Origin of the sequence: Paenibacillus taichungensis, from assembly GCF_013359905.1 — a bacterium.
In the GTDB taxonomy this organism is placed as follows: domain Bacteria; phylum Bacillota; class Bacilli; order Paenibacillales; family Paenibacillaceae; genus Paenibacillus; species Paenibacillus taichungensis.
This window is the reverse complement of record NZ_JABMCC010000101.1, coordinates 12,741-34,858: the sequence shown is the minus strand read 5'-3', so window position 1 is coordinate 34,858 and position 22,118 is coordinate 12,741. Positions and strand designations below refer to the sequence as shown.

At 45.4% G+C, this 22,118-nt stretch carries 18 protein-coding genes; 13 read left to right on the top strand and 5 right to left on the bottom strand.

Annotated elements, in window-relative coordinates; translation table 11 throughout:
- The first annotated feature begins 37 nt into the window (after window positions 1-37).
- The 4 genes from HP548_RS06755 to HP548_RS06740 all read left to right on the top strand — a co-directional run bounded on the left by HP548_RS06755 (window position 38) and on the right by HP548_RS06740 (window position 4,033).
- Window positions 38-730 (top strand): 3'-5' exonuclease, encoded by a 693-nt coding sequence (locus HP548_RS06755; RefSeq protein WP_175381237.1) that lies wholly within the window; start codon window positions 38-40, stop codon window positions 728-730.
- Entirely contained in the window at window positions 723-1,094 is a 372-nt protein-coding gene (locus tag HP548_RS06750) for a hypothetical protein (RefSeq protein ID WP_175381236.1), read from the top strand. Before HP548_RS06755 ends, HP548_RS06750 begins: the two co-directional genes overlap by 8 nt.
- 180 nt (window positions 1,095-1,274) lie before the next feature.
- The gene (locus HP548_RS06745) at window positions 1,275-2,276 is read left to right on the top strand and encodes an ABC transporter substrate-binding protein (RefSeq protein WP_175381235.1); all 1,002 of its coding nucleotides are present in this window, start codon (window positions 1,275-1,277) and stop codon (window positions 2,274-2,276) included.
- Window positions 2,277-2,443: 167 nt separating this feature from the next.
- Entirely contained in the window at window positions 2,444-4,033 is a 1,590-nt protein-coding gene (locus HP548_RS06740; protein WP_175381234.1) for an AraC family transcriptional regulator, read from the top strand.
- A 211-nt stretch (window positions 4,034-4,244) separates the two neighbouring features.
- Here HP548_RS06740 and HP548_RS06735 read toward each other — a convergent pair whose 3' ends face one another.
- Both HP548_RS06735 and HP548_RS06730 read right to left on the bottom strand, forming a co-directional pair.
- On the bottom strand, window positions 4,245-4,913 hold the full coding sequence (locus tag HP548_RS06735; RefSeq protein WP_175381233.1) for an SOS response-associated peptidase: 669 nt from the start codon (window positions 4,911-4,913) through the stop codon (window positions 4,245-4,247).
- A gap of 253 nt (window positions 4,914-5,166) precedes the next feature.
- Window positions 5,167-5,544: a VOC family protein gene (locus tag HP548_RS06730; RefSeq protein WP_053779906.1), complete on the bottom strand. Its 378-nt coding sequence runs from the start codon at window positions 5,542-5,544 to the stop codon at window positions 5,167-5,169.
- Between the two features lie 252 nt (window positions 5,545-5,796).
- Between HP548_RS06730 and HP548_RS06725 the strand changes: the two genes are divergently transcribed.
- The 7 genes from HP548_RS06725 (at window position 5,797) to infC (ending at window position 15,361) form a co-directional block, all read left to right on the top strand.
- Complete coding sequence (locus HP548_RS06725; protein WP_175381232.1) at window positions 5,797-8,067, top strand: putative PEP-binding protein; 2,271 nt, start codon at window positions 5,797-5,799, stop codon at window positions 8,065-8,067.
- A gap of 221 nt (window positions 8,068-8,288) precedes the next feature.
- Window positions 8,289-9,374 carry an HAD-IIIA family hydrolase gene (locus tag HP548_RS33905; RefSeq protein ID WP_175381231.1) on the top strand — a complete coding sequence of 362 codons (1,086 nt, stop codon included), beginning with the start codon at window positions 8,289-8,291 and terminating at the stop codon, window positions 9,372-9,374.
- 147 nt (window positions 9,375-9,521) lie between these two features.
- Window positions 9,522-11,462, top strand: coding sequence for an LTA synthase family protein (locus HP548_RS06715; RefSeq protein WP_175381230.1), 1,941 nt, complete (start codon window positions 9,522-9,524; stop codon window positions 11,460-11,462).
- Between the two features lie 194 nt (window positions 11,463-11,656).
- A complete protein-coding gene (locus HP548_RS06710) occupies window positions 11,657-12,664 on the top strand; it encodes an LLM class flavin-dependent oxidoreductase (protein WP_175381229.1) in 1,008 nt (335 codons plus the stop codon).
- 90 nt (window positions 12,665-12,754) lie between these two features.
- Window positions 12,755-13,507 (top strand): metallophosphoesterase family protein, encoded by a 753-nt coding sequence (locus HP548_RS06705; RefSeq protein WP_343054796.1) that lies wholly within the window; start codon window positions 12,755-12,757, stop codon window positions 13,505-13,507.
- Between the two features lie 304 nt (window positions 13,508-13,811).
- Window positions 13,812-14,744 (top strand): manganese-dependent inorganic pyrophosphatase, encoded by a 933-nt coding sequence (locus HP548_RS06700; protein WP_175381228.1) that lies wholly within the window; start codon window positions 13,812-13,814, stop codon window positions 14,742-14,744.
- A gap of 125 nt (window positions 14,745-14,869) precedes the next feature.
- Window positions 14,870-15,361: a translation initiation factor IF-3 gene (gene infC, locus HP548_RS06695; protein ID WP_076289718.1), complete on the top strand. Its 492-nt coding sequence runs from the start codon at window positions 14,870-14,872 to the stop codon at window positions 15,359-15,361.
- A gap of 185 nt (window positions 15,362-15,546) precedes the next feature.
- On the opposite strand, the gene HP548_RS06690 is transcribed toward infC, so the two are convergent.
- A complete protein-coding gene (locus HP548_RS06690; protein WP_076289719.1) occupies window positions 15,547-16,374 on the bottom strand; it encodes a protein-glutamine gamma-glutamyltransferase in 828 nt (275 codons plus the stop codon).
- Between the two features lie 272 nt (window positions 16,375-16,646).
- On the opposite strand from HP548_RS06690, the gene HP548_RS06685 reads away from it, so the two are divergent.
- Window positions 16,647-19,394: a PAS domain S-box protein gene (locus HP548_RS06685; protein ID WP_175381227.1), complete on the top strand. Its 2,748-nt coding sequence runs from the start codon at window positions 16,647-16,649 to the stop codon at window positions 19,392-19,394.
- 98 nt (window positions 19,395-19,492) lie between these two features.
- On the opposite strand, the gene HP548_RS06680 is transcribed toward HP548_RS06685, so the two are convergent.
- Both HP548_RS06680 and HP548_RS06675 read right to left on the bottom strand, forming a co-directional pair.
- Window positions 19,493-19,705, bottom strand: a complete 213-nt coding sequence (locus HP548_RS06680) for a hypothetical protein (RefSeq protein ID WP_053779896.1) — start codon at window positions 19,703-19,705, stop codon at window positions 19,493-19,495.
- 142 nt (window positions 19,706-19,847) lie between these two features.
- Window positions 19,848-20,588, bottom strand: coding sequence for a hypothetical protein (locus HP548_RS06675; protein WP_175381226.1), 741 nt, complete (start codon window positions 20,586-20,588; stop codon window positions 19,848-19,850).
- A 599-nt stretch (window positions 20,589-21,187) separates the two neighbouring features.
- Here HP548_RS06675 and HP548_RS06670 point away from each other — a divergent pair.
- Window positions 21,188-21,994: a glycoside hydrolase family 12 protein gene (locus HP548_RS06670; protein WP_175381225.1), complete on the top strand. Its 807-nt coding sequence runs from the start codon at window positions 21,188-21,190 to the stop codon at window positions 21,992-21,994.
- Window positions 21,995-22,118 lie beyond the last annotated feature (124 nt).

Below are 22,118 nucleotides of genomic sequence, written 5' to 3'. Positions count from 1 at the left end.
AAATATGCGTTCTATAGATGAAAAAGGGGAGAGCCAAATGAAGATTACATTTATGCCGGATACGTACACTGTTGAAGAGCTAAGAGTCTCTCGCTTGCAAGATAGGATGTACTGCATATTTGATCTAGAGGGCACAGGGATTAATCCGGCAGAGGAGAGTGTGACCCAATTTGGTGCAATGAACTACAAAAAAGGAGAATCATTAGATTCATCGTTCACTTCACTTGCATGTGCCTTTAAACCGATTCCGGAAGCGGTCTCGAAGTTAACGGGTATTTCAAATGAGGATATGATCCAGGCTCCCTCATTTGCAGAAGCATACCAGGCTTTTCTGGAATTCATCGGGGATAAGGTGTTAGTAACGCAGGCGGGTTATGAGTATGATTTGCCCATATTGAAACGACATTGTGATATGAATGGGCTGCCGATGTTTACCAATCCGGTGTTGGATACAAAAGCGATGTTTACATATATTCATCCTGAAATCTCCGAGGTCATCTCTACCGATTTCCTGATCCAGTATTATGACCTGAATACAGACGGAATTCACAGGCACAATGCCTTAGCTGATTGTAGTGTGATTGCTCGTATTTTTGAGCATGTCCTGAATGAATATCAGGCTCTTGCATTGGATCATTTTACTGCGGATGGGGAACGTGAGATGAAGCGTTTTGTGATTCCCGAGATGTATTTAACAGCACCGAATGGAGGAGGGAAGCCGGATGAGTAGAGTGGATGTGGATAAATTGCTGGCTGATATGAATGAGGGGCGGCTTCTTAGTCAGCAGACATTCGAAGGACTGGATGTGGAAGCCTATCTGGATCAACGGGATGCTTCCGAATTTGCCGATGAGTGGATGCAGGCATTTGAACGGTTTGCTCAGTCTGACGTCGTGGAAGAAGAAGTGCTTCGTGCAAGCAGGGAACTGGCTTTCAAACGAACGATCGCTCTTGCGGGCGATCCTGAACTGGCCGGATATGTCAGTGATGATATTGGATTGATTGGCGCTGCCCTGTTACAGGACGAAATGCAGGATTCATTTGTTATGCAATTACTTGAACGTTATCAACAAGGTACATTGCCCCTGCGTTAAGCGGGGGTGACGGTTGTATATTCTTTTCGTTTGTATAAAAAAATAGCTGCGAATGTGTATTGTGAGTTTTACACAGCATAAGGTACAATTCATCTAAGCATTGAGTGAGAATGATAATCATTATTTATAAAACATGTTCTCACCGATACAACAACAGATTACATAGGGGTGAAGGGTATCATGGTAAGCTTCATTAAAGGCTTCAAAGGGTGGACGATCATACTGCTACTCATAGTGGTAGTTATATCGGGGTGTAGTGCAAATTCTGAGTCAAAAGCAGAAGAGGCTCCTGCATCTGAGACAGCGGTTTCGGATGGCAGTACATCTGAAACAACAGAAAAAGAAGCAGAGACACGTGTCGTTCAGGATGAATTCGGTGATGTGACGATCCCGGTGCATCCGCAGCGGATTGCTGGTATCTATGTGGAAGATTATCTCAAGGCTCTCGATATCACACCTGTAGTACAGTGGTATAATCCGATGTGGGGTGTGCAGGAATATCTGGATCTGGATGTGCCTCAATTCGATACTACAGGTAGCATTGAGGCTTTGTTGGAGTATGATCCGGATCTCATCATTGTGGATGGTGGAGCGGACATGGAGAAGTATGAGATGTATTCAAAGGTGGCACCGACGTATCGTCTGCCTGAAGATATTTTGCAGGATTCCAATCAAATCTTGACGACTATTGCCGATGTTGTCGGTAAACCGGACAAGGGTAAAGAAGTTGTTGCGGCATTTGAGGCCAAGATTGCAGATGCTAAGGTGAAACTTCAGGAAGCCGTTGGGGATGAGACCGTAGCGGTTGTCCGATTGAATATCAGCAATAATACATTGGCATTGTTCGGTGTGAAAAATCGATTTACCGGATTTCTTTATTCGGAGCTTGGTCTAACACCTCATCCTCTGGTCGCCAAGATGGAAGAATATCAGGAAATTCTTTCCGAAGAGGCTTTTCCAGAGCTTGATGCGGATCATATTATTGTATTTCCATCCAATGGAGAGTGGTCATCTCCAGAGAACAAGGAAGCTTTGAAGGTGCTGGATAGCAAGTTGTGGAAATCTCTCCCGGCAGTCAAAAACAACCATGTGTACATGATGGAAAGATCGTATTGGCAATCAGGTGCGATTACGGCAAACACAATGAAGATTGATGATCTCTTGCAAAAAATGACGCCATAAGCCCTTTTCCATAAGAAAGTTCTTCCCTCAGGGTTGAAGAGCTTTCTTTTTTCGTTTACACTATTGTAAATGATAACAATTCTCAATTAAGGAAGATGAATATGTGTCCCACGATTGTACAACTGATTCCCAAGCCCTGGTTATGCTTGCTTCAACATATGAAATACATGGATTATAACCAAGTCGATATCGCCAACAGGCAGACATATAACAAGACATCATCACACTCTCTTTTCGTAGTGACGGGTGGGCAAGGCTCAATAGACTCTTTGGACAATAGGGACACTCGTCTGGAAAAAGGGATGATTATGTTTGTTCCAGCTGGACGTACCATTGTGATTGAAGGCTCCTGTGAGCTGCAATATTATAGAATTGAGCTGATGGTAGCTGAGGTGAAAGAAGATAAGGCCAGTAGGTTGAGTATAACAGGTGAAACGATGCAACACGATCCGCCAGCCTTTATATCAGATCCAGATCGGTTGCCTCTTATTGAACTGAATTATAGTCCATGGAGTTCCTGTCTGAAATCGTTGGAACAGATATTGCATGGGCTGACTGCTCAAGACTGGTTGGACCAATGGGAGATACAACTGCGTTTTCAGGAGTGGTTCCGTGTGCTGCTTCGACAAAATGATCCCGAGATTGAATCGCCGGATGACCGTGCACGGCTTCAAAGCTCGATTCGTTATATTCGCGAACACTATGATCAGCCCATAACGGTTGACGATCTGGCAGCAGAGATCCGGCTTACCAGATCCAGTTATACCCGACAATTCAAGGAGATTACAGGCAAGCTTCCGCTTGATTATGTAAATGCTGTACGATTGGAGCATTCCAAACTGCTGTTACAGATGACCGATGATCGCTTGCATGATATTGCACAGAATGTGGGATTTAATAACGAATATTATTTTGGTCGCAGATTCAAGCAATATACAGGTGTTTCACCAGGATTATATCGGCGACATCACCGTCAAGAGGTGCGTGTGTTTGCTCCATATCTGGAGGACTTTGTTCTTGCCCTTGGAATAAAACCGATACTGCAAACTTCCCATCGTTCTTGGGGAAGACAGCAATATTTAGGGTTGGAAGATGTTCCTGAATTTGATGTTACTCAGCTGGACATAGGGTTTAATGAGACGAATGTACCTGAATTTATTATGCTGAACAACGGATACCAACGCTGGAATCTGGAGCGGTTTGAGCAAGTAGCCCCGACATTTTATATGGAGCACGAGGGAGAGGATTGGCGTTCCATTTTGAAATCGACAGCAGATATATTGGGAAAAGTAAATCGGGTTCAGGATGTAATAGGTGCCTATGAGGATAAAGCCGTTGAGGCCAAGGGACAGTTGGCACGTCATGCGCGGGGACAAACGGTAGCTCTTTTACGTATTTCGTCATCTGAAATTATACTCTACGGGAACCAATATGGTTACGTAGGACCGGTATTGTATCAAGATCTCGGATTGACCCCGCATTTCCGTGTACAGCAATGGGCGAGTCAAAGTAGAAGAGTCGGTATTGGGCTTGAGCAGCTGAGTCAGCTTGAAGCAGATCATCTCTTTATTACATTTGACAATATGGATTCTGCCTATCCCGGAGAGGAACGGAAGCTCCTGGAAAGAGATGAGTGGAGACGGCTGCCTGCAGTGATAAGCGGTCATGTATATGAGGTGGATTTTATGACCTGGATGAATTATGGTGTCATCTCCCACGGAAAGAAAATCGACGATATACTGCAGTATTTGGGATGAATTAGGCAACACGGGAGGACTAAATTAATTTAAAAAAATCACGAGGAAAATCACATTCTCTGCTAAATCTCACAATTGAATTATACTTGAGTAATCGTATACAATCGTTGACATGGCTGAGAATATGGAATCCTTAGAGCTTAATGATATATCTCTATTAATTCATTACATAAAGGAGCAGAGGGGATAACCTCGCTGCTCCTTTTTATTCTTAACTGACCTCTTTGATCAATTCCTCGTTATTATTTCGCACATTACCTACTGCAGAATCCACCTTGTAAGCTATCATTTCATCGGCCTCATGCGGGCTGAGAAGCCTCAGAACGCTTTCCTTGTCCGATTCCTTGTTTAGCCAATCCGCTTCATCTTGCGGCCGGAGAATGACTGGCATACGATCGTGGATGTCCGCCATAAGACTGTTAGGTTCCGTAGTAATGATAGTGCAAGTTGAAAGCTTGTTACCTTCTGGATCAATCCAAGTATCGTATAGACCAGCAAGCGAGAAGATGGAGGCATCTTTCATTAAAATCCGCATGGGTTGCTTTACGGATCCATCCTTTTTCCATTCATAAAATCCCGAGCATGGGATAATACAACGCTTGGAACTGATCAGGCGCTTAAAGGCAGGTTTCTCTGTGAGGGTCTCTGCACGGGCATTAATCATTTTATTTCCTATTTTTTCATCCTTGGCCCAATTAGGAACTAAACCCCATCGGAGCGCCCCCAATCGATTACCGTCTTTGCTACCGATAATTGTCGGGATGAATTGCATAGGTGCAGCGTTGTAATTAGGTTTGTACTCATATCCTTCAGCAATAGAAGCATAGTACCTGTCCATAATTTCTTCGATTGGATCTGTAATCGTGAATCTTCCGCACATATCGAAGCCTCCTTTAAAACGCTATAGTATGTAATTTAACTCAAATCTTTAACGTTAGAAACGGGTAATATGTGGAGTTGTATATCCATTTAAAAATAAATATGCAAAAAATCACGTGGAATTACTGCGCAACAACATGGGAAAACAGCAACGTATGCAGGCAGGTTTGCATATGAGCAAAATATATAGAAAAAAGCCTGTTCACTACTGAACGGGCTTTTTGATGTGGTATTACTCAGGTGATCCAGGAGATTTAATTTTTCTCCATAACAGCAAAGTAATTGTTTTCGTCATCTGCAAAGTTGAATACTCTTCCGCCAGGCATCGTTACAATCTCGCCAACCGTAACTTGTTTATTGGATAAGTGAGTGTATAGTTGATCCAAGTTATCTGTGAAAAGCATGAGAGATGGTGTGCCAAGGTTTAATTCAGGGGACATTTTGGCAACGAATTCTTTGTCGTGCAGGATAATGGTGGTTTGAGCATCCTTCACAGGGGCAATCTCGATCCAGCGCATGCCATTCCCATTGACTTCGTTAACGATATGGAAACCTGCTTTTTCCGTCCAAAATTGAAGAGCCTTATCCTGATCGTTTACATACAACATAATTTGCCCGACTTGAGTAAACATTGATTTACACTCCTTATATACGTAGTTGATCATGGTTGAAGCAGGTATGCGTTTGAATGTAGCTTTTTTAGATTGAGTCAAGCTTTATATTACCATATACGAGCGCCCAACATACAACTTCAATTCAAGCACAAAAAGAGGAAGCAAATGTCCTTGACTGCCGTATTGCGACATACCATTAGATAAAGGACAATTCGAGTGACTGAATTGCCTTTTAAGCACAGCCATGTAATGGCAGATGGGAGCGCTGTAATGACAAAACGGGTAGTTCTATTGGAAGAAGGTACGGCAGAGATGAAAGGGCTGATGGGTAGTAAAGCGGCTGGACTTGCGGCGTTGCTCCAGGCAGGTTGGCCCGTTCCGGCCGGATTCATTGTAACAAAGGAAGGCTGTCGCACGTTCTGTACCCGTCTTGCACATCTTTCAGCTGAAGGAGCCCAAGAGATTGGCAGCGCAATTCAGCATCTTGAGAAGCATTCCGGCAAAATCTTCGGTGATTCCTCAGCACCGCTGCTGCTTGCCGTCCGGTCAAGTGAAACGTGTCCCCGTGGCACAGCATCCCATGCTTTGCTTCATGTAGGACTGAATGATGTGACCGTGGAGGGTTTCGCAAGGCAAACGAATGATCGTCCGTATGCCCTTAATTGTTATCGAATTTTATTGCAGGATTATGGTCAACTGGTGCACGACATTCCGTATGCCCTATTTGAAGAAAAATGGGGAGACATCTCGATACTCGATGAAGCGAAGTTAGAATTCGCCATCGCGGAATATAAACGCTTAATAGAAGAGAAAGGACGTCATCCTTTCCCTCAAGATGTTCAGTTACAACTAAAAGAAGTGATGCGTGCAGTTTCTGAATCACAGCGTGTTATACGGTCCAACTCCCAACAAGAACTTCTTCGTAATCCTTCTCTTTTCTCCGATGAAACTCAAGGAGCAGCTGTTCTTATACAGGTGATGGTCAATGGCGAGCGTGGTGACCGCAGCGGGTTCGGAACGGTATATTCTCGTCATCCAGGTACAGGGGAACGAGGTATGACAGGGGATTACGTTTCAACTGCTGCTTCTCGGCCTTCGAATGAAGGACTGGATCAACTGCGGAGTGAAGAGTCTGAACTGTATGGTCTTTTGCAGGACGCTTGCGGTTATCTGGAGTCTCACACGAGAGAGGTACAGGAAGTCCAATTTGTTGTGGATACTGGGACCCTGTATCTTGTGGAAATCAGTGAAGCGAGGTTAACCTCACAGGCGACGCTGAGGAGTACTGTAGATCTCGTGGATGAAGGGGTAATCACCAAAGAGGATGCCATATTACGTATCCAGCCTTGGCATTTGAAAGAATTGCTGGAATTTTATCCAACTTTATCACCAGAGCTGCAGCTTCTACTTGAATGGGCAGATGAAATGAAGGGGCTTACAATACTTTCGAATGTGGATCATCCCAAGGACGCCGTGAAGGCCCGCACGTTAGGGGCTGAGGGCATTGGATTGTGTCGGACAGAACAACTGTTGTTGTCTGCTTCGAGATTTCCTTTTGTACAGAAAATGATTCTGGCAGACAGCGAAGCTGAGCGCAAACGTGGACTGGAACGTCTGTTGCCGATGCAGCAGGCTGATTTTGAACAACTCTTCGAAGCGATGGATGGTTATCCGGTAACCATTCGATTGCTTGATCCGCCGCTGCATGAGCTGCTGCCTGATATTGAAAGGTTAAACGAACGACGTGAACAGTTGGCTCTCAGTGCATTGGAGGAAAACAGCACTGAGGTGCAGGAGCTTGAGCGTGTCATTCGCAGGGTGCTGGAATTACATGAACAATATCCGTTGCTAGGGCAGCAGGACTGTCGACTGGGAACCGTGTTCCCGGAAATCTACGATATGCAGCTTGAAGCCATTTTTCGTGCAGCCGTGAAGGGCATTCGCCAAGGGCAGTGGGTACGGCCTGAGATCATGATTCCTTTGGTGGGTCATGCCAATGAACTTCAGGTCATGAGAGATCTGGTGGATCATGTAGCGGACCAGGTGCTTGGAGAGGAGAAGCGTCACTGTCTCTACAGAGTGGGGGCACGGATTGAAGTTCCTCGAGCGGCACTGACCGCAGCTCCTATTGCGCGTCATGCGGACTTCTTCTCGTTTGGCACCGATGAGCTGACACAGATGACGTTTGGTTACAGCCGTCACAATACGGAGAAGCCATTCCTTCATTTTGTTGAGCCACAGCGCTCACTGCCCAGCAATCCATTTCAGGTACTGGATATCGACGGAGTGGGGCAGTTGGTGGAGATGGCTCTCGTTCAGGGCCGAATCCGGAAACCTCATCTAAAAGCAGGCATCTGTGGTGAGAATGCAGCTGATCCGGCATCCATTGCTTTTTGTCACCGTATTGGTCTGGATTATGTAAGCTGTCTGCCAGAACAGGTACCGCTTGCTCGTATTGCTGCCGCTCAGGCAGCACTCCTTGCTCAGAAGCAGGACCCAAATGTGAACAGGCAGGACGGCGATATATCGACGATTGCGTAATGTTTCTGGTAAGCGATTAATGAGGTAATTGGATCGGCAGATGGTATAATACGGAAATGATAGAGAGGCAAAAGCTTTTGTGGACATAACTTGTTTATGGTGTTCACTTGTCTGCTGTCAACGTATGACGATCACCTTGCGGATTCGTTACCTCTTTTTAATTTGAAATAAAAACGGAATTCATTTTCGTCCACAATGAAGCATAAGGAGAGACATCCAATATGACTACTTATGATAATCCCCCTATCCAGGCTATCTTTATCGACCGGGATGGCACCATTGGAGGTACAGATGAAATACGATACCCTGGTGAACTGGAGCTGTATCATGGAGTTGAAGAATCCATCCGGAAACTATCTGGACAGGGTATCCGATTATTTGGATTCACAAATCAACCGGGTATTACAAAAGGTAAGTCAACGATCAAAGCTTTTCAGCAGGAGATGAGGCTTTTTGGCATTGAGCACACCTATGTATGTCCTCACCCTGCCGAGGCTCAATGTGAATGCCGTAAACCACAACCAACGATGCTCAAACAGGCAGCACTAGAACATGATTTGAATCTTGAACAATGCATTGTTATTGGAGATCGGTGGTCTGACATGACTGCTGCGCGTGCAGCTGGCTGTTTATGCATATTGGTGTTGACCGGAGCAGGCATAGAGTCGCTTGAGCAGAACCGTACCCGATGGGAGGCGCTGGAGGCAGACTTTTTGGCTACTGATTTTAACGCTGCGGTACAGTGGATTTTACAAATGAGGGAGAAGCCAATCGGGGATGTTATTATTCGCCAAGCCTGTGCCGAAGATGCAGCTCGTCTGCTGGAACTACATCGGGCACTGGATCGTGAAAGTACTTATATGCTCTATAATCCGGGCGAGCGCAAGACCACGTTAGGCGGGCAGGCTCGTTTTATAGATCAGTTGGACGCTACTTCGAATAGTTCAATCTGGATCGCGGAGCATCAGGGCAAGATCATCGGCCATCTTACGGTCATTGGAGGCACAGCAGAACGTATCCGACATCGGGCGAGTATCGTTATTGGAATAAGACAGGCTCATACCGGCCAAGGCATTGGCAAAAATCTAATATCAGCAATGGAAGAGTGGAGACCTACTGCGGGCATTACTCGTCTTGAGCTGACTGTTATGAGCCATAATTTTAATGCGATAGCTTTATATCATAAGGTTGGTTTTAAACAGGAAGGAATCAAGCCTAAGTCTTTATTGGTAAATGGTACATATGTGGATGAAATTATTATGGGTAAGCTGTATGAGGACATGAACAAGAGCAGCTTAACTTTGTAGAAACGAGAGATTTCAAAAGAAGGAGTTTGCTTAAACTTTTTTTGTCTGCTGCCACCCCTCATGGAATACCAACCCCAAAACTGTTATACTAAAATATGCGTTTTGTAAAAGGAACGTAAAAATTTCAGATAAGGGTTGAAAGCGACCATGTTTAATTCCAAAAATGAGCGGACCTCATCACGGACCTTATTTGCCGTGTTGTTTATTCTGATGCTGCTGAAGCTGTCGCTTTTGCGGTATTTCTTTTTCCAGGGTCTGTCCGGCATCGGTTTCGTCGTTACTGACGCATTGGGGGCCCTGACAGTGGTATGTATCCTTGATCTGATCGTGCCAAAAGCCTGGAAGCGTTCAGTGTACGCAGGTTTTAATGTGTTGTTCTCGCTGGTATTGTTCGCAGCGACACTCTATAACGTACATTTCAGTTCGGTTCCCACATATACGGCACTCAGCGAACTGGGCCAAGTCGCCCAAGTGAGAGGCAGTATCGGACCTTTGGTAAGACCTGAGCACTTCCTGTTTTTTGTGGATATCGTACTGGCACTGCCCGTATGGTTTATCTTGCGCAGTCGTCGTGCCTCAGCTCGTAACAACAGCTATCGCGACAGTGGACTCCATTTCGGCAGAAGCCGGAGACGGTATTGGGGCAAGTTGGGTGTAGCCCTTACGGCTGCATTTTGCATCGTGCTGTCAGGCAGCTTCATTGTCAAAGGGGAAACGATTGATAATGAACTGGTTCGTGCCGAAAATCTCGGCTTCCTGAATTATCAGGTATCATCGGCGATTCTGACGAGCAAAGAGAATGAAGCCATTGCGAATGGCAACATTAATGAAACCATCGACAAAATTAATCAACTGGTTAGCAAGTATCCGTATCAGGATAAGCTCAGTCAGGGCACGGCTATCAAAACCAAATATTTTGGTCAGGCTAAAGGAAGTAACCTGATTGTCCTCCAACTGGAGTCATTTCAAAACTTCCCGATAAATGCTTCTCTCGACGGTCAGGTATTAACCCCCGTTCTGAATGATCTGGCCAAAGAAAGCTATTATTTCTCTCATTTTTTCCAACAGATCGGACAGGGAAATACATCGGATGCTGAGTTCATGTCGAACACATCCATCTATCCAACCGGAGTTGTACCCATGTCAGCAGGATATAGTGACCGTGATCTGCCAAGTCTTCCAAAACTGCTTGATAAAGAAGGATATGAGTCAGAAACGTTCCACGTCAATGACGTTACCTTCTGGAACCGGAACAAAATGTATCCGGCGCTTGGATTCAATCGGTACTTCGACAAACCCAGCTTCAAGAATGATAAGTTTAATGATTTTGGACCGTCGGATGAGGAATTATATCGTGTAGGTGTGGAAAAAATGGCTGCGCATCAGGCTGCTAATCAGCCGTTCTATGCTCAGTTCATTACAGCTTCCAGCCACTCACCGTTTACGGTTCCTGCGGACCGGGCGAGAATTACGATCCCGGCCACAATCACCAATACGCTGCTGCATGATTACCTGCAAGCGATCAATTATACGGATTATGCGGTAGGTCAACTGATCAATGAACTCAAGGCAAACGGGTTATGGGATAATACAACACTCGTTATATATGGTGACCATTTCGGACTGCCGGCAAACGATGAGATTACTCAGCAGATCCAGACCAATCTGGGCGTGCCCTATGACGGTAAAGTTAGCCGCTTCAATATCCCACTCTTGATCCACACGCCAAAACAGGCGAAAGGTCAAGTTATAGAACAGCCTGGTGGTCAATTAGATATACTGCCAACGGTGATGAACCTGATGGGTGTCTCTTTGAAGGAAGAGAAATTTACAGCCTTTGGACACGATCTGCTTAACATGGACAACAATGCGTTCGGTATCCGGTATTACTTGCCGACAGGTTCATTTGTGAATAATGACATTATGTTTATTCCGGGTGCGGGCTTTGATGATGGAACAGCCTACTCGTTAAAAACGTATGAACCCGTCACGGATTTGGAGCCGTACCGTTCTGATTATGAGCACGTGCTCAGTTTGATGAAGCTGTCTGACGAGTATGTGAAGCTGTTACCCAAACGTGCACCGTAATTTAATTCTTATATGTATGAAATACTATAGCGTCACTGGCTCACGAGCTGGTGGCGTTATTTGTTTATTCATCGTACATCTTTACGTGTAATGAACGTGTAACTGAGAAGCAGATATCCTTTGAAACTGTAATCAATAATGTTACAATGGGAGATGCAGCCACTAACGCAGGATGACGAAAGGAATGAATATAGATGAAACTTAGTGTACTTGAACATGGACATATTAATGAAGGACGGACGGTACAGGATACCCTTCAGGAGACGGTAACGCTTGCCAAACATGCAGATGAATTGGGATTCTCCCGCTTCTGGATGTCGGAGCATCATGGCAGCGGAGCACTGTCATTTTCCAGTCCGGAAGTTATGATTGCACACGTTGCAGCACATACAGATCGAATTCGCGTAGGTTCAGGCGGCGTTATGCTGCCCCATTACAGTGCATATAAAGTTGCCGAGAACTTCCGTTTGCTGGAAGCGCTACACCCCGGCCGAATCGACCTTGGCATTGGCAGAGCACCGGGCGGTATGCCGATTGCCAGTAGAGCTCTGAATGAAGGAAAGTCATCGAATGTGCAATTCTTCCCGCAGCAGATTGCCGATCTGGGTGGATACTTTCATGAACAGCTGCCGGAGGATCATCGTTTTGCTTCCCTAGTAGCCGGACCATCCGTAACCACTGTTCCGGAAGTATGGTTGCTTGGCTCCAGTTCCGAAGGAGCAAGAATCGCTGCGGCACAAGGGACCGCATACGCGTTTGCCCAATTTTTCGGAACGCCGGGTGGGGAGGAAGCGATGAAGCATTATCGCAGACATTTCAAGCCTTCCATCCTCAATGACAAACCACATTCCATGATTGCGGTGTCGGCATTTTGTGCAGAGACCGAGGAAGCGGCTGCTGAACTGGCTCGCAGCAATGAGTTATTTTTCCTGCGGCTTGGCCGGGGTCTGGAACAGAACTCATTCCCATCCCTAGAAACGGTGAACAACTATCCATTTACGGCCATGGAGATGGAACAGATCCGTCAACGCCGCTCTTTTTCCATTGTGGGTACACCGGATCAAGTGAAGGGAAAAATTACGGCAATGGCTGAACGCTATGAAGCGGATGAAGTTATTATTGCATCAGCGATTCACTCATTCGAGGATCGTTTGCGTTCATTCAGCTTGATAGCGGAAGCCTTTAATTTAAAGCAGGATTAATCGGTACTGAACGGGAATTATATTCTGAAATGGCTGGAACCTTGTTTAGCAAGGTTCCGGTTAACTCTTGCGTGATCAGGGAGAGGAGAGATTCACATTCGCAGATGTGTCATTAGTGATATTCATGGCTGTTACGACGAATTCAATGCTCTGCTTGAGCAGGCAGCATACGATCCGAAGCAGGACCAGCTGATTTTGTTAGGTGATTATGTCGACCGCGGACCGAAGAGCAAAGAGGTCGTGGAACAGATTATGCAGATGCACGAGCAGTACAACATTATTGCGATCAAAGGAAATCATGATGCGATGATGGTCAAGGCGCTGAATCATGATGTCGAGGAGTATGACAAACATTGGATTCGTAATGGTGGCTTACAGACGCTGGCCAGCTATGCCGAGGTTTCTTTGGATGATGACCAATTGGACTGGGATGTTTATAGTGAAGCCAAACAGTGGCTCCGTACACACTATGAGCATCATCTTCGTTTTCTGGAACAGCTTCCCCTTGTATACGAAATTCCTGGTTATATCTTTGTACATGCCGGGATTAATCCGGATGTGGAGGATTGGCGGACCCAGTCAGAGCGTGACTTCATTTGGATTCGGGAGCCGTTCTATTCCAGACCAACATCGCTCAAGGAGACGGTGGTATTCGGTCATACTCCAGTCAAAAATTTGCATAACGAGCCAGGTGTCTGGTTTGACCCTACGGGGGACAAGATTGGTATTGATGGCGGATGTGCTTATGGTGCTCGACTGAACTTGCTGGAGATCAGCGAAGACGGAAGTGTGCAGACTCTTTTTGTGAAAAGAGGAGAGACCCGTCAGGGTCCCGAGGTTTAATCCACGCGGCGAATTTCAAATAAATCCCTTAAACAAGAGTATAAATTAAATCCCGTTGAAGCTCTAACTTTTACTTTCTTGAGAAAGTGGATTGGTATACATACCGACAATGGATCGAAGCTGGTGGAACGGCAGAGTTGTGCATTCGTTTACGGAGTATAAAGACAAGACCCTGACATGATTTTGTAATTAATTCGCTGTAAAGGGATTGGAATTAAGCCTTATTAACGCTATAATCAGTAAGGGTATGATTGAAATATTACATTTTATTCATCTAAATCAGAATTGACGGAGGGCTATTAATATGGAAAAAGCATTAATCTTCGGTCACAAAAATCCCGATACGGATACGATCTGCTCGGCCATTGCCTATGCAGACTTGAAAACAAAATTGGGTCAGGACGTTGAAGCTGTTCGTCTCGGTGAAGTAAATGGCGAAACTCAATTTGCACTGGACCAATTCAAAGTGGCAGCGCCACGTCTGATCAAAACAGCAGCTAACGAAGTGAATAAGGTCATCCTGGTTGACCACAACGAGCGTCAGCAAAGTGTCAGCGATATTGAGGACGTGACGGTTGTTGAAGTTATCGACCATCACCGGATTGCGAACTTTGAGACAAGCCAACCTTTGTATTTCCGTGCAGAACCTGTAGGTTGTACAGCAACCATTTTGAATAAATTGTACAAAGAAAACGGCGTGGAAATCAGCGCATCGATTGCTGGTTTGATGCTGTCCGCGATTATTTCCGACTCCCTGTTGTTCAAATCTCCAACATGCACAGAGCAGGATGTAGCAGCAGCACGTGAACTGGCTGCCATTGCTGGTGTAGATGCAGACAGCTATGGTCTGGATATGCTGAAAGCGGGCGCAGACCTGAGCCAGAAAACGATTGCTGAACTGATCTCCCTGGATGCAAAAGAATTCGCTATGGGTCAAGCAAAAGTGGAGATTGCACAAGTTAACGCGGTTGACGTGAATGATGTGCTTGTGAAGCAACCTGAGCTTGAAGCAGCGATTGAAGCCATTATTTCCAGTAAAGGTCTTGACCTGTTTGTATTTGTCGTAACCGACATCCTGAACAACGATTCCGTTGCATTGGCTTATGGTGCTTCCACCAAAGCTGTTGAAAAAGCGTACAATGTGACATTGTCGGATAGCAGAGCGCTGCTCAAAGGCGTAGTATCCCGCAAATCGCAAATTGTTCCAGTTCTGACCGAAGCGTTCAACTCGTTGTAAGATGCACAAAACCGACGTATAACCATTACGTCCAGATATACGATGAATATTCAGTTACAACATCCAAGCCTGCTCTTGATCTGTCATAGGTCAGGACAGGCTTTTGTTGTAGAGGAGGATGTACCATGATCAAAAATGAAAAGATCAAAGCGACTGAAGTCCAGTTGACCGGCCTGAACGGTGAAGATCTCGGCATAATGTCTACGCGTGACGCACTTGCACTTGCGAAGCAGCATAAGGTCGATCTGATCTGTATGTCTCTAATGACCAGCCCGCCGCCTTGCAAACTGATGGGCGCTGGAGCAGCAAAACAGGAAAAGCAGCAAGAGAAGAAGAAAGCTGCGAAAACACCGGATAAACGTAAAGTGAAGGAGATCCGACTGAATCTGCAGATGGAAGACCACGACCGGGAGACCAAGCAATCTCAGGCAGAGCGTATCTTGACGAAGGGTGATTCAGTGAAGCTCGTCATCCAGGTGCATGGAGCCAAGGAAGGGACAGCAGGCAAAGAATGGGCAGAACAGCTGTGCAAATCTCTGGCTGAGTATGGCAGTAAAACGACGGGTATTCAGGTAAGTGGCAAGCAGGTCGTTGTACAGTTAGACCCCATCGAATAATAACGATGAACGAATTCAGCTAAATAACAAGGAACGGTGGGACAATCCGGTTGTTATTAGGCTGGCTTATCCCAAATGCTCCAAAAACCCCGTGAAGCAATAGTTGTGCTGTTGCTTCACGGGGTTTTCAGCATGTAATATTGTTACAGCACTTTAACACCTAATGAATTACGCTTCAAGCCGGTTTAGGTTCGCAAATATCGGCTACTGCCAATGCGTACGTACAACTGTCCTGGCAGGACCGGGGTAGATGAGGCTGTCTGTGAATTCGCGTTACTGTTTTTAGCGTAGCGGGATAGATATAGAAAGTCAGGATAAATAACCGTATCCATTAAATAGGCTGACACTGTACTTCCAGGAATGCGATTTTGATTCAGTGAACGAATGATTTCTTCCCCGCTTGCAATCCCGATTCCATGACCATAATATAAGTCTTCACGCAGCATAACGGTATTCTCCCCCTGCCACTCTGGTGTTTCAGGGGAAACGTCCGGATTTTTGAAGTACAATACATCTCCAGGAAGCGCTGAGTCGCTGCCGTTCTTCTCCGTTAATCGCAGATCGCTGTCATAGTGCCAATCGTAGAGCAGCAGGTCGCGGAATAATGAATTGAAATCATCTTCCCGAATACTGTTCAATACACCGCCATAAAGGACAATGACAGTCGCTGTTGCACATTCAAAAGCATACAAATGACCATTCTTCCAAATGTCCCGGATTCCTTCAGCAGGCGTTACCTCAGATCTTAACTCAAAGCCACCTTCAGCATTTCGGTTCCAATAGGCAGGGTTACATCTGGATTTCTCGAATGAGGCAAAGCTGACCCCACTTCGATCGAGCGCTTCCGCTGCATCCACAAGAGACTCGCGCAACGTCCATTCAAAGTGAAGATGATCCATGGATTGATATGTGTATACGGTTGGACTGTTCTGTAGTTGTTGTAACCAATGCCATGCAAAAGCAGACCAATCCGAACGCACCAGCTCAATCGGTTGATTCGCAACAATGATCATAATCATAACCTCCAGTATCATTTGGATGTTCAGCCTTGTACAAACGGATATGCACGCGTATTCTGTAGTATATGACGCCACTTATATGGTTTTGTATGTCTACCAAGTACAGACAGCATGAACACGATAAGATTGTCGATAATTGCCTGAATTTTTGTTGATCTCGTTTATAAATCATGACATTTGGGGTACTACTCTTATAGATGAAGTTATGTTCAGGTCGATCTGTTCATACGGAATATATTCAGATTCCCCATAAAGGAGGATATGTGGTGTCGAATCCAATTGCAGAGAATCGCTCTCTGTTCGAGCAGTTATACACACATGCACCGATCGGCATTGCTGTTGCTTCGCATGTGAATGGACGTTGGCTTCAGCTTAATCCGGCATTTTGTGAAATGCTGGGGTGCAGTGAAGATGAATTGATTGACTCTCCGATTGTACATATGATCCATGAGGAAGACTTAGAGATGGAGGAGTTTAGGTCCCATTTCTGGGATATGACCAATGGAATAAGTCTGATGTATGAAACAGAGTTACGGCTTAAGCGCAAGGATGATTCTCTTCTGTGGGCCACGGTAAGAGCCTGCATCGTCAGGGATGAAACGAGCGGCGAGCCGCTATATTTGCTTGTGCAGGCAGCGGATATTTCGAAGCAGAAGGATGCAGAGAGTCGACTCATTATACAACGCAAGCAGTTGGAGGAGAGCAGTCGAATCTCAAGATTGCTGGTTGAATCCTCGCTTGACCTGATTGCCATTCACCATGCCGATCCGGAACGGACGTTCAAGTACGTATCGCCAGCCAGCCAAAGCATGTTGGGATATGATCCTGAAGAAGTCGTTGGTCAATCTGGACTGTTCTGCATTCACCCCAGCGATGTACCTCTTGTCGAAGCTTACGTGGCGGGTCAAATTCAGGGCCTTGCTCCTGATCGAATGAGCTATCGGCTCCTGCATAAAGATGGTTCTGTTGTATGGGCAGATACCATCACTCATTATCTATATGACAAACAGGGGAATTTGCAGGAAATGATCGCGGTGACCCGTGATATTACAGCAAGTATGCAACAGCAGTTAAGTCTTCAAGAATACCAATCATTGTTCGACAGTAATCCACTTGGAGTTGCTTCATTGGATCTGGAAGGAAACCTGTTGAAGGCCAATGCAGGTCAGGAGCAGTTGACCGGCCACACCAAGGAGGAACTGCTTAGCGGGCCGTTTGATCATCTTATTGATCCGGTGGACCTGGATAAGACAAGGTATCATTTTGAACAGACCGTAAAAGGAACTGCACAGAGCTATGAGGTAGGGCTGATTCACAAGAACGGACAGCGTATTGAAACGAGTGTGATTAATGTTCCGATTTTGCTCGAGGATCGGGTCGTAGGGGTCTATGGAATAACCAGCGATATTACCGAGTCCAAAAGGTATGTAGAGGAAATTGAAAATCTCAGTTATGAAAGGGCGTTGATTCTCAATGCCATGTCTGAGGGAGTCATTGGCCTGGATCAGAAAGGAAATCTCATATTTGCCAACCCGATTGCAACAGAGATGATGGATTTCTGTCCGTCTGAGATGAATGGCAAGCCGCTTGAAGAGATTATGTTACAAATGCAAAGTGAGGGTATCCCTTATCCGTCCAATGGCACTCCAATTCTTCAAGCTGTACGTGAAGGGCGAAGCCTGCCGCGATCTGAGTCTGTATTTTGGAAGCAGGATGGCTCCAGCTTCTTGGCGGAGTTTCAATTAAAACCGATTATGGAGCAGGGGGACAATCGTGGGGCAGTTCTGGTTTTCCGCGATATGACATCGGTGAAGGAAATCATTCGTGCCAAAGAAGTGGCAGAACATGCGGATCGAGCCAAATCCGAGTTCCTGGCAATTATGAGTCATGAGCTTCGTACACCTCTGAATGGAATCATGGGCATGGCTCACCTTCTAAAAGAAACTGAACTGGATGAGGAGCAGAACGGCTTCGCTGATATCATCATCGACAGTGGTGAATCACTGCTGCATATTTTGAATGAAATTTTGGATTTCAGCAAGATTGAAGCAGGCAAAATGGATCTCGAACGACAGCCAGTGGATCTCAAGGCCGTTCTTGGCGGGGTTATGGAACTATTTGCGCTTAGAGCTTCCGAAAAGAATATTGAACTATACTGTGAAATGTCAGATCAGATTCCCGAACGCGTAAGAGGCGATGAAACACGTATTCGTCAGATTCTAATAAATCTGGTGGGCAATGCCGTCAAATTCACGGAGAAGGGAAGCATTCAGGTTCATGTGAACGTTAAGCCGGCGGAATTTTACAATGAGAATCACCTTATCTTGTTAGTTTCGGTCAAAGATACGGGCATTGGCATTCCGTTCAACAAGCAGCATCAACTTTTCCAGTCCTTCTCGCAGCTCGATCCGGCTATTAATCGGAAATATGGAGGTACAGGTCTGGGGCTGGCTATCAGCAAGAAGCTTGTGGAACTCATGGGAGGCGCCATTGGTGTACAGAGTGAGACAGGAGAGGGAGCGAATTTCCAATTCACCCTGTTACTTGAACGTTGGCAAGACGAGTCCACGGATCGGATTGAAGAGGTGGCTGATCACGACCTGAGGCTGGATCGTACAAGTCTTGCAGCGGGGATCAAAATTCTTATAGCTGAGGACCAGTCATTGAACAGTCATTTGCTGGAGGAAATGCTTCGTAAGCTCGGCGGTGTATGTGATATTGTGGAGAACGGTGCTGAAGCGGTGAAAGCATTGGAAAGGGAAACATACGACCTTCTCTTTATGGATATCCAAATGCCTGTTATGGATGGGATTGAAGCGACCTGTCGAATTAGGCAAAGCCATCCTGAAACTCCCGTCATTGCAGCCATCACAGCATTTGCAGGAGCGAACGACCGGGAAGCCTGTCTAAAATGCGGCATGCAGGACTTTATCAGCAAGCCGTTCAGCTCTACGGAAATAAGTCGTGTGCTAAACACATGGGTTCCGTATATTCGGTCCCAGCAAGAGCGCTGATGGTCTTTTGCACTAGGAATATAGAGATAAGAAAATAACCTGCCCCTAATTGAGGGAGCAGGTTATTTTGCATATCGTCGGTACTGCCCTGACAGATATCAGGACCATCCGCCAATTAACCCCGAAAGGGTTACGCACTCGTCATCTTCCAGTTCTGCAATTAAGGTAAGTTCTTCATTGTCATTGGGGTCCACCGAGAATAATTCACGGCGTCCATCTTCGTGGACAATTATGACCAACTTATTACCGCTTTTTGTATCAAACTGGTACTTCACTCCGATACCAGGCAAAGGGCATTCCCGGATATTCATGAAACCTGTCACCTCTTTAGCTTTTCCATAGTTAAGTTAACCGTTCACACAGTACGGATGTATTCTACTATCCATAACACCGTTTGGCAAGTCGGAAATGAAATCGTAGTCATCTCATCCAACCTTCTTGAGCTGAGGTTAGTTATACATTTCGACCCTGACGGATTCGTCTGCGACGGACCATAAACCAGATAAGTAATGCAATGATCAGCACCAAGGCAATGCCCCCCGTAATTATGATGTTCCGAATATTCGGGACCTGTACGGTTAAATCCAGTTTATTCGTATTCAGTGGGGAGACGTGCCAAATAAGGGTTTTTCCATGATCTTCGACCAGATCTGCATTGGAATCCTGCACCTTGATTGGCAGTGTCAGCTTGAAATCAAAATTGACATCTTTCAACAGCAAGTTTTTGAGAAATCCGGGGACCTTGCTGATTTGGTCTTTGACTTCTCCATCAGGTATAGTCTGCAACAGGTCTGCTTCAGCAGCAATATGCAATTTGGAAGTGAAAAAGCCAGGTGTAGTGGATTGCTCCACCTTGATTCCATCAGGCAGATCCGACATGCTGAAGGTAGAGACGGTATTACTTTTCTCATAATGGGTTGTCGCTTTGAGTTGTGTCCGATCTCCCTGGTCTGAAACTTCGGCCTGGAAATTATTCTGTTTCAACGTATTTGCGAGCATTGTCATGAGATTCTCTTGTCCCATCATTCCCAAGGCTGAGTCGGTTACGCTGAGATTCAGATCCAGATCGGATGAACCGTCCATATTAACCGTGACATGAGCTTCACCATCAGCACAGGCGGATAGTATAAACAGCATAAGAGTTAGTAGAAAAGCGAATAATAGCTGACGAAAATAGGGTGTGCGAGTCGACATTCAGTTCAAACCTTTCTGCGTATAATCCAATTCCAATTCATAGATTTATAGTATACACCGTATGTATGGCGGATGAAACTTTTGCGAACTGTGAATATGTGTTTTGAATATTTGGATGCAGATACGGTGGATGTGGAATAATCGAATTAGTAAGATGACGGTTGGAATTACAATGAAAAAGGACACAATATGTTGAGTGAAAATGAAGATTTCGTATTTTTGTCAATGTTCAGTCAATTCAAAATGGGTTTCACCGTGTAAACTGGTAGTAGTGTGAAGAAATACGGAGCAGGGGGGTTACATTCATGACATATATCATTATTATGGCAATCATTATGGTTGTGGGAATGGTCGGAATGGGCTGGTTCTACAAGATTATGGACAACGATCAACACTAGAGTGTATTAAGAAAAATGTCAAAAGACAAGCCTATAAGCTGGCTTCGCAATGGATGCGAGGCGGGCTTATTTGTATATAATGCCAAAAAGTCTAAATATAGCATGAAATAATGTCGGATTTAAGTGGTATGCTTGTATATGGAAATGTTTTACACTTAAATCTGTAAGCGTTTACATTTAAATTTATGGGAGGCTAACATTATGGGTTTGAAGGTGAAGAAAGGATCAGGCAAGAAAGCATGGATGCTGCTGGTTATGTCATTAATGATTGCGGCCGTTCCAATTACAGCCAGCGCAGCATCGGATTCCACAGCGTACGCCAAACTTAATTTCAGCAACAACAAGTATTATATATTCAACAATAGCTGGGGAAGCTCAAGTGTCAGTGGCTGGTCCCAGTCCGTGTATGTGAACAGCAATACTGATCTGGGTTACGTTTGGAACTGGCCAACGACTGTGGGTGGGGTCAAAGCTTATCCTTCACTAGTCAGCGGCTGGCACTGGACAGAGGGCTACACACCAAGCAGTGGGCTGCCAACGAGATTGTCTGCGAACAAAAGTATCAATACCGGAGTAAGTTATTCTAAGGCGTCCAACACCACTGGGGAGTATAATAATGCTTATGATATCTGGCTGCACGACATCGGCAATGCGACCTGGTCAAGCACACCCACCGAGGAGATTATGATCTGGAACGATTGGACTTCCGGTGTAGGGCCTATTGGTTCCAAAGTGTTCTCGGATGTGTCCATTGGTGGACAAACCTATGATCTGTATCGCGGTGAGATTACCGACAACGGAGTGCATCAGTGGTGGGTATACTCGTTCCTGAAAAAGTCAAAATCCCCTAACAACTATAGCATCAATGTCAAAAACTTCACTGATTACCTCATCTCCAAAAGTTATTTTACCAACAGCAAATATGTCAGCAGTGTTGAATATGGAACCGAAATTACGAAAGGCAGCGGCCAGATCAATTACTCTAATTGGTACGTGAACGTTCAGTAACGGTCTGTTTATCACGCCTTTTCCTGATTTAATGAGATGCTGCTCGGAGGAAAACCCATTTCCTGCTGATGCAGCATCTTCTACTTGTGTATTGTACCTAACATTCATCCGTAACATATGTAAC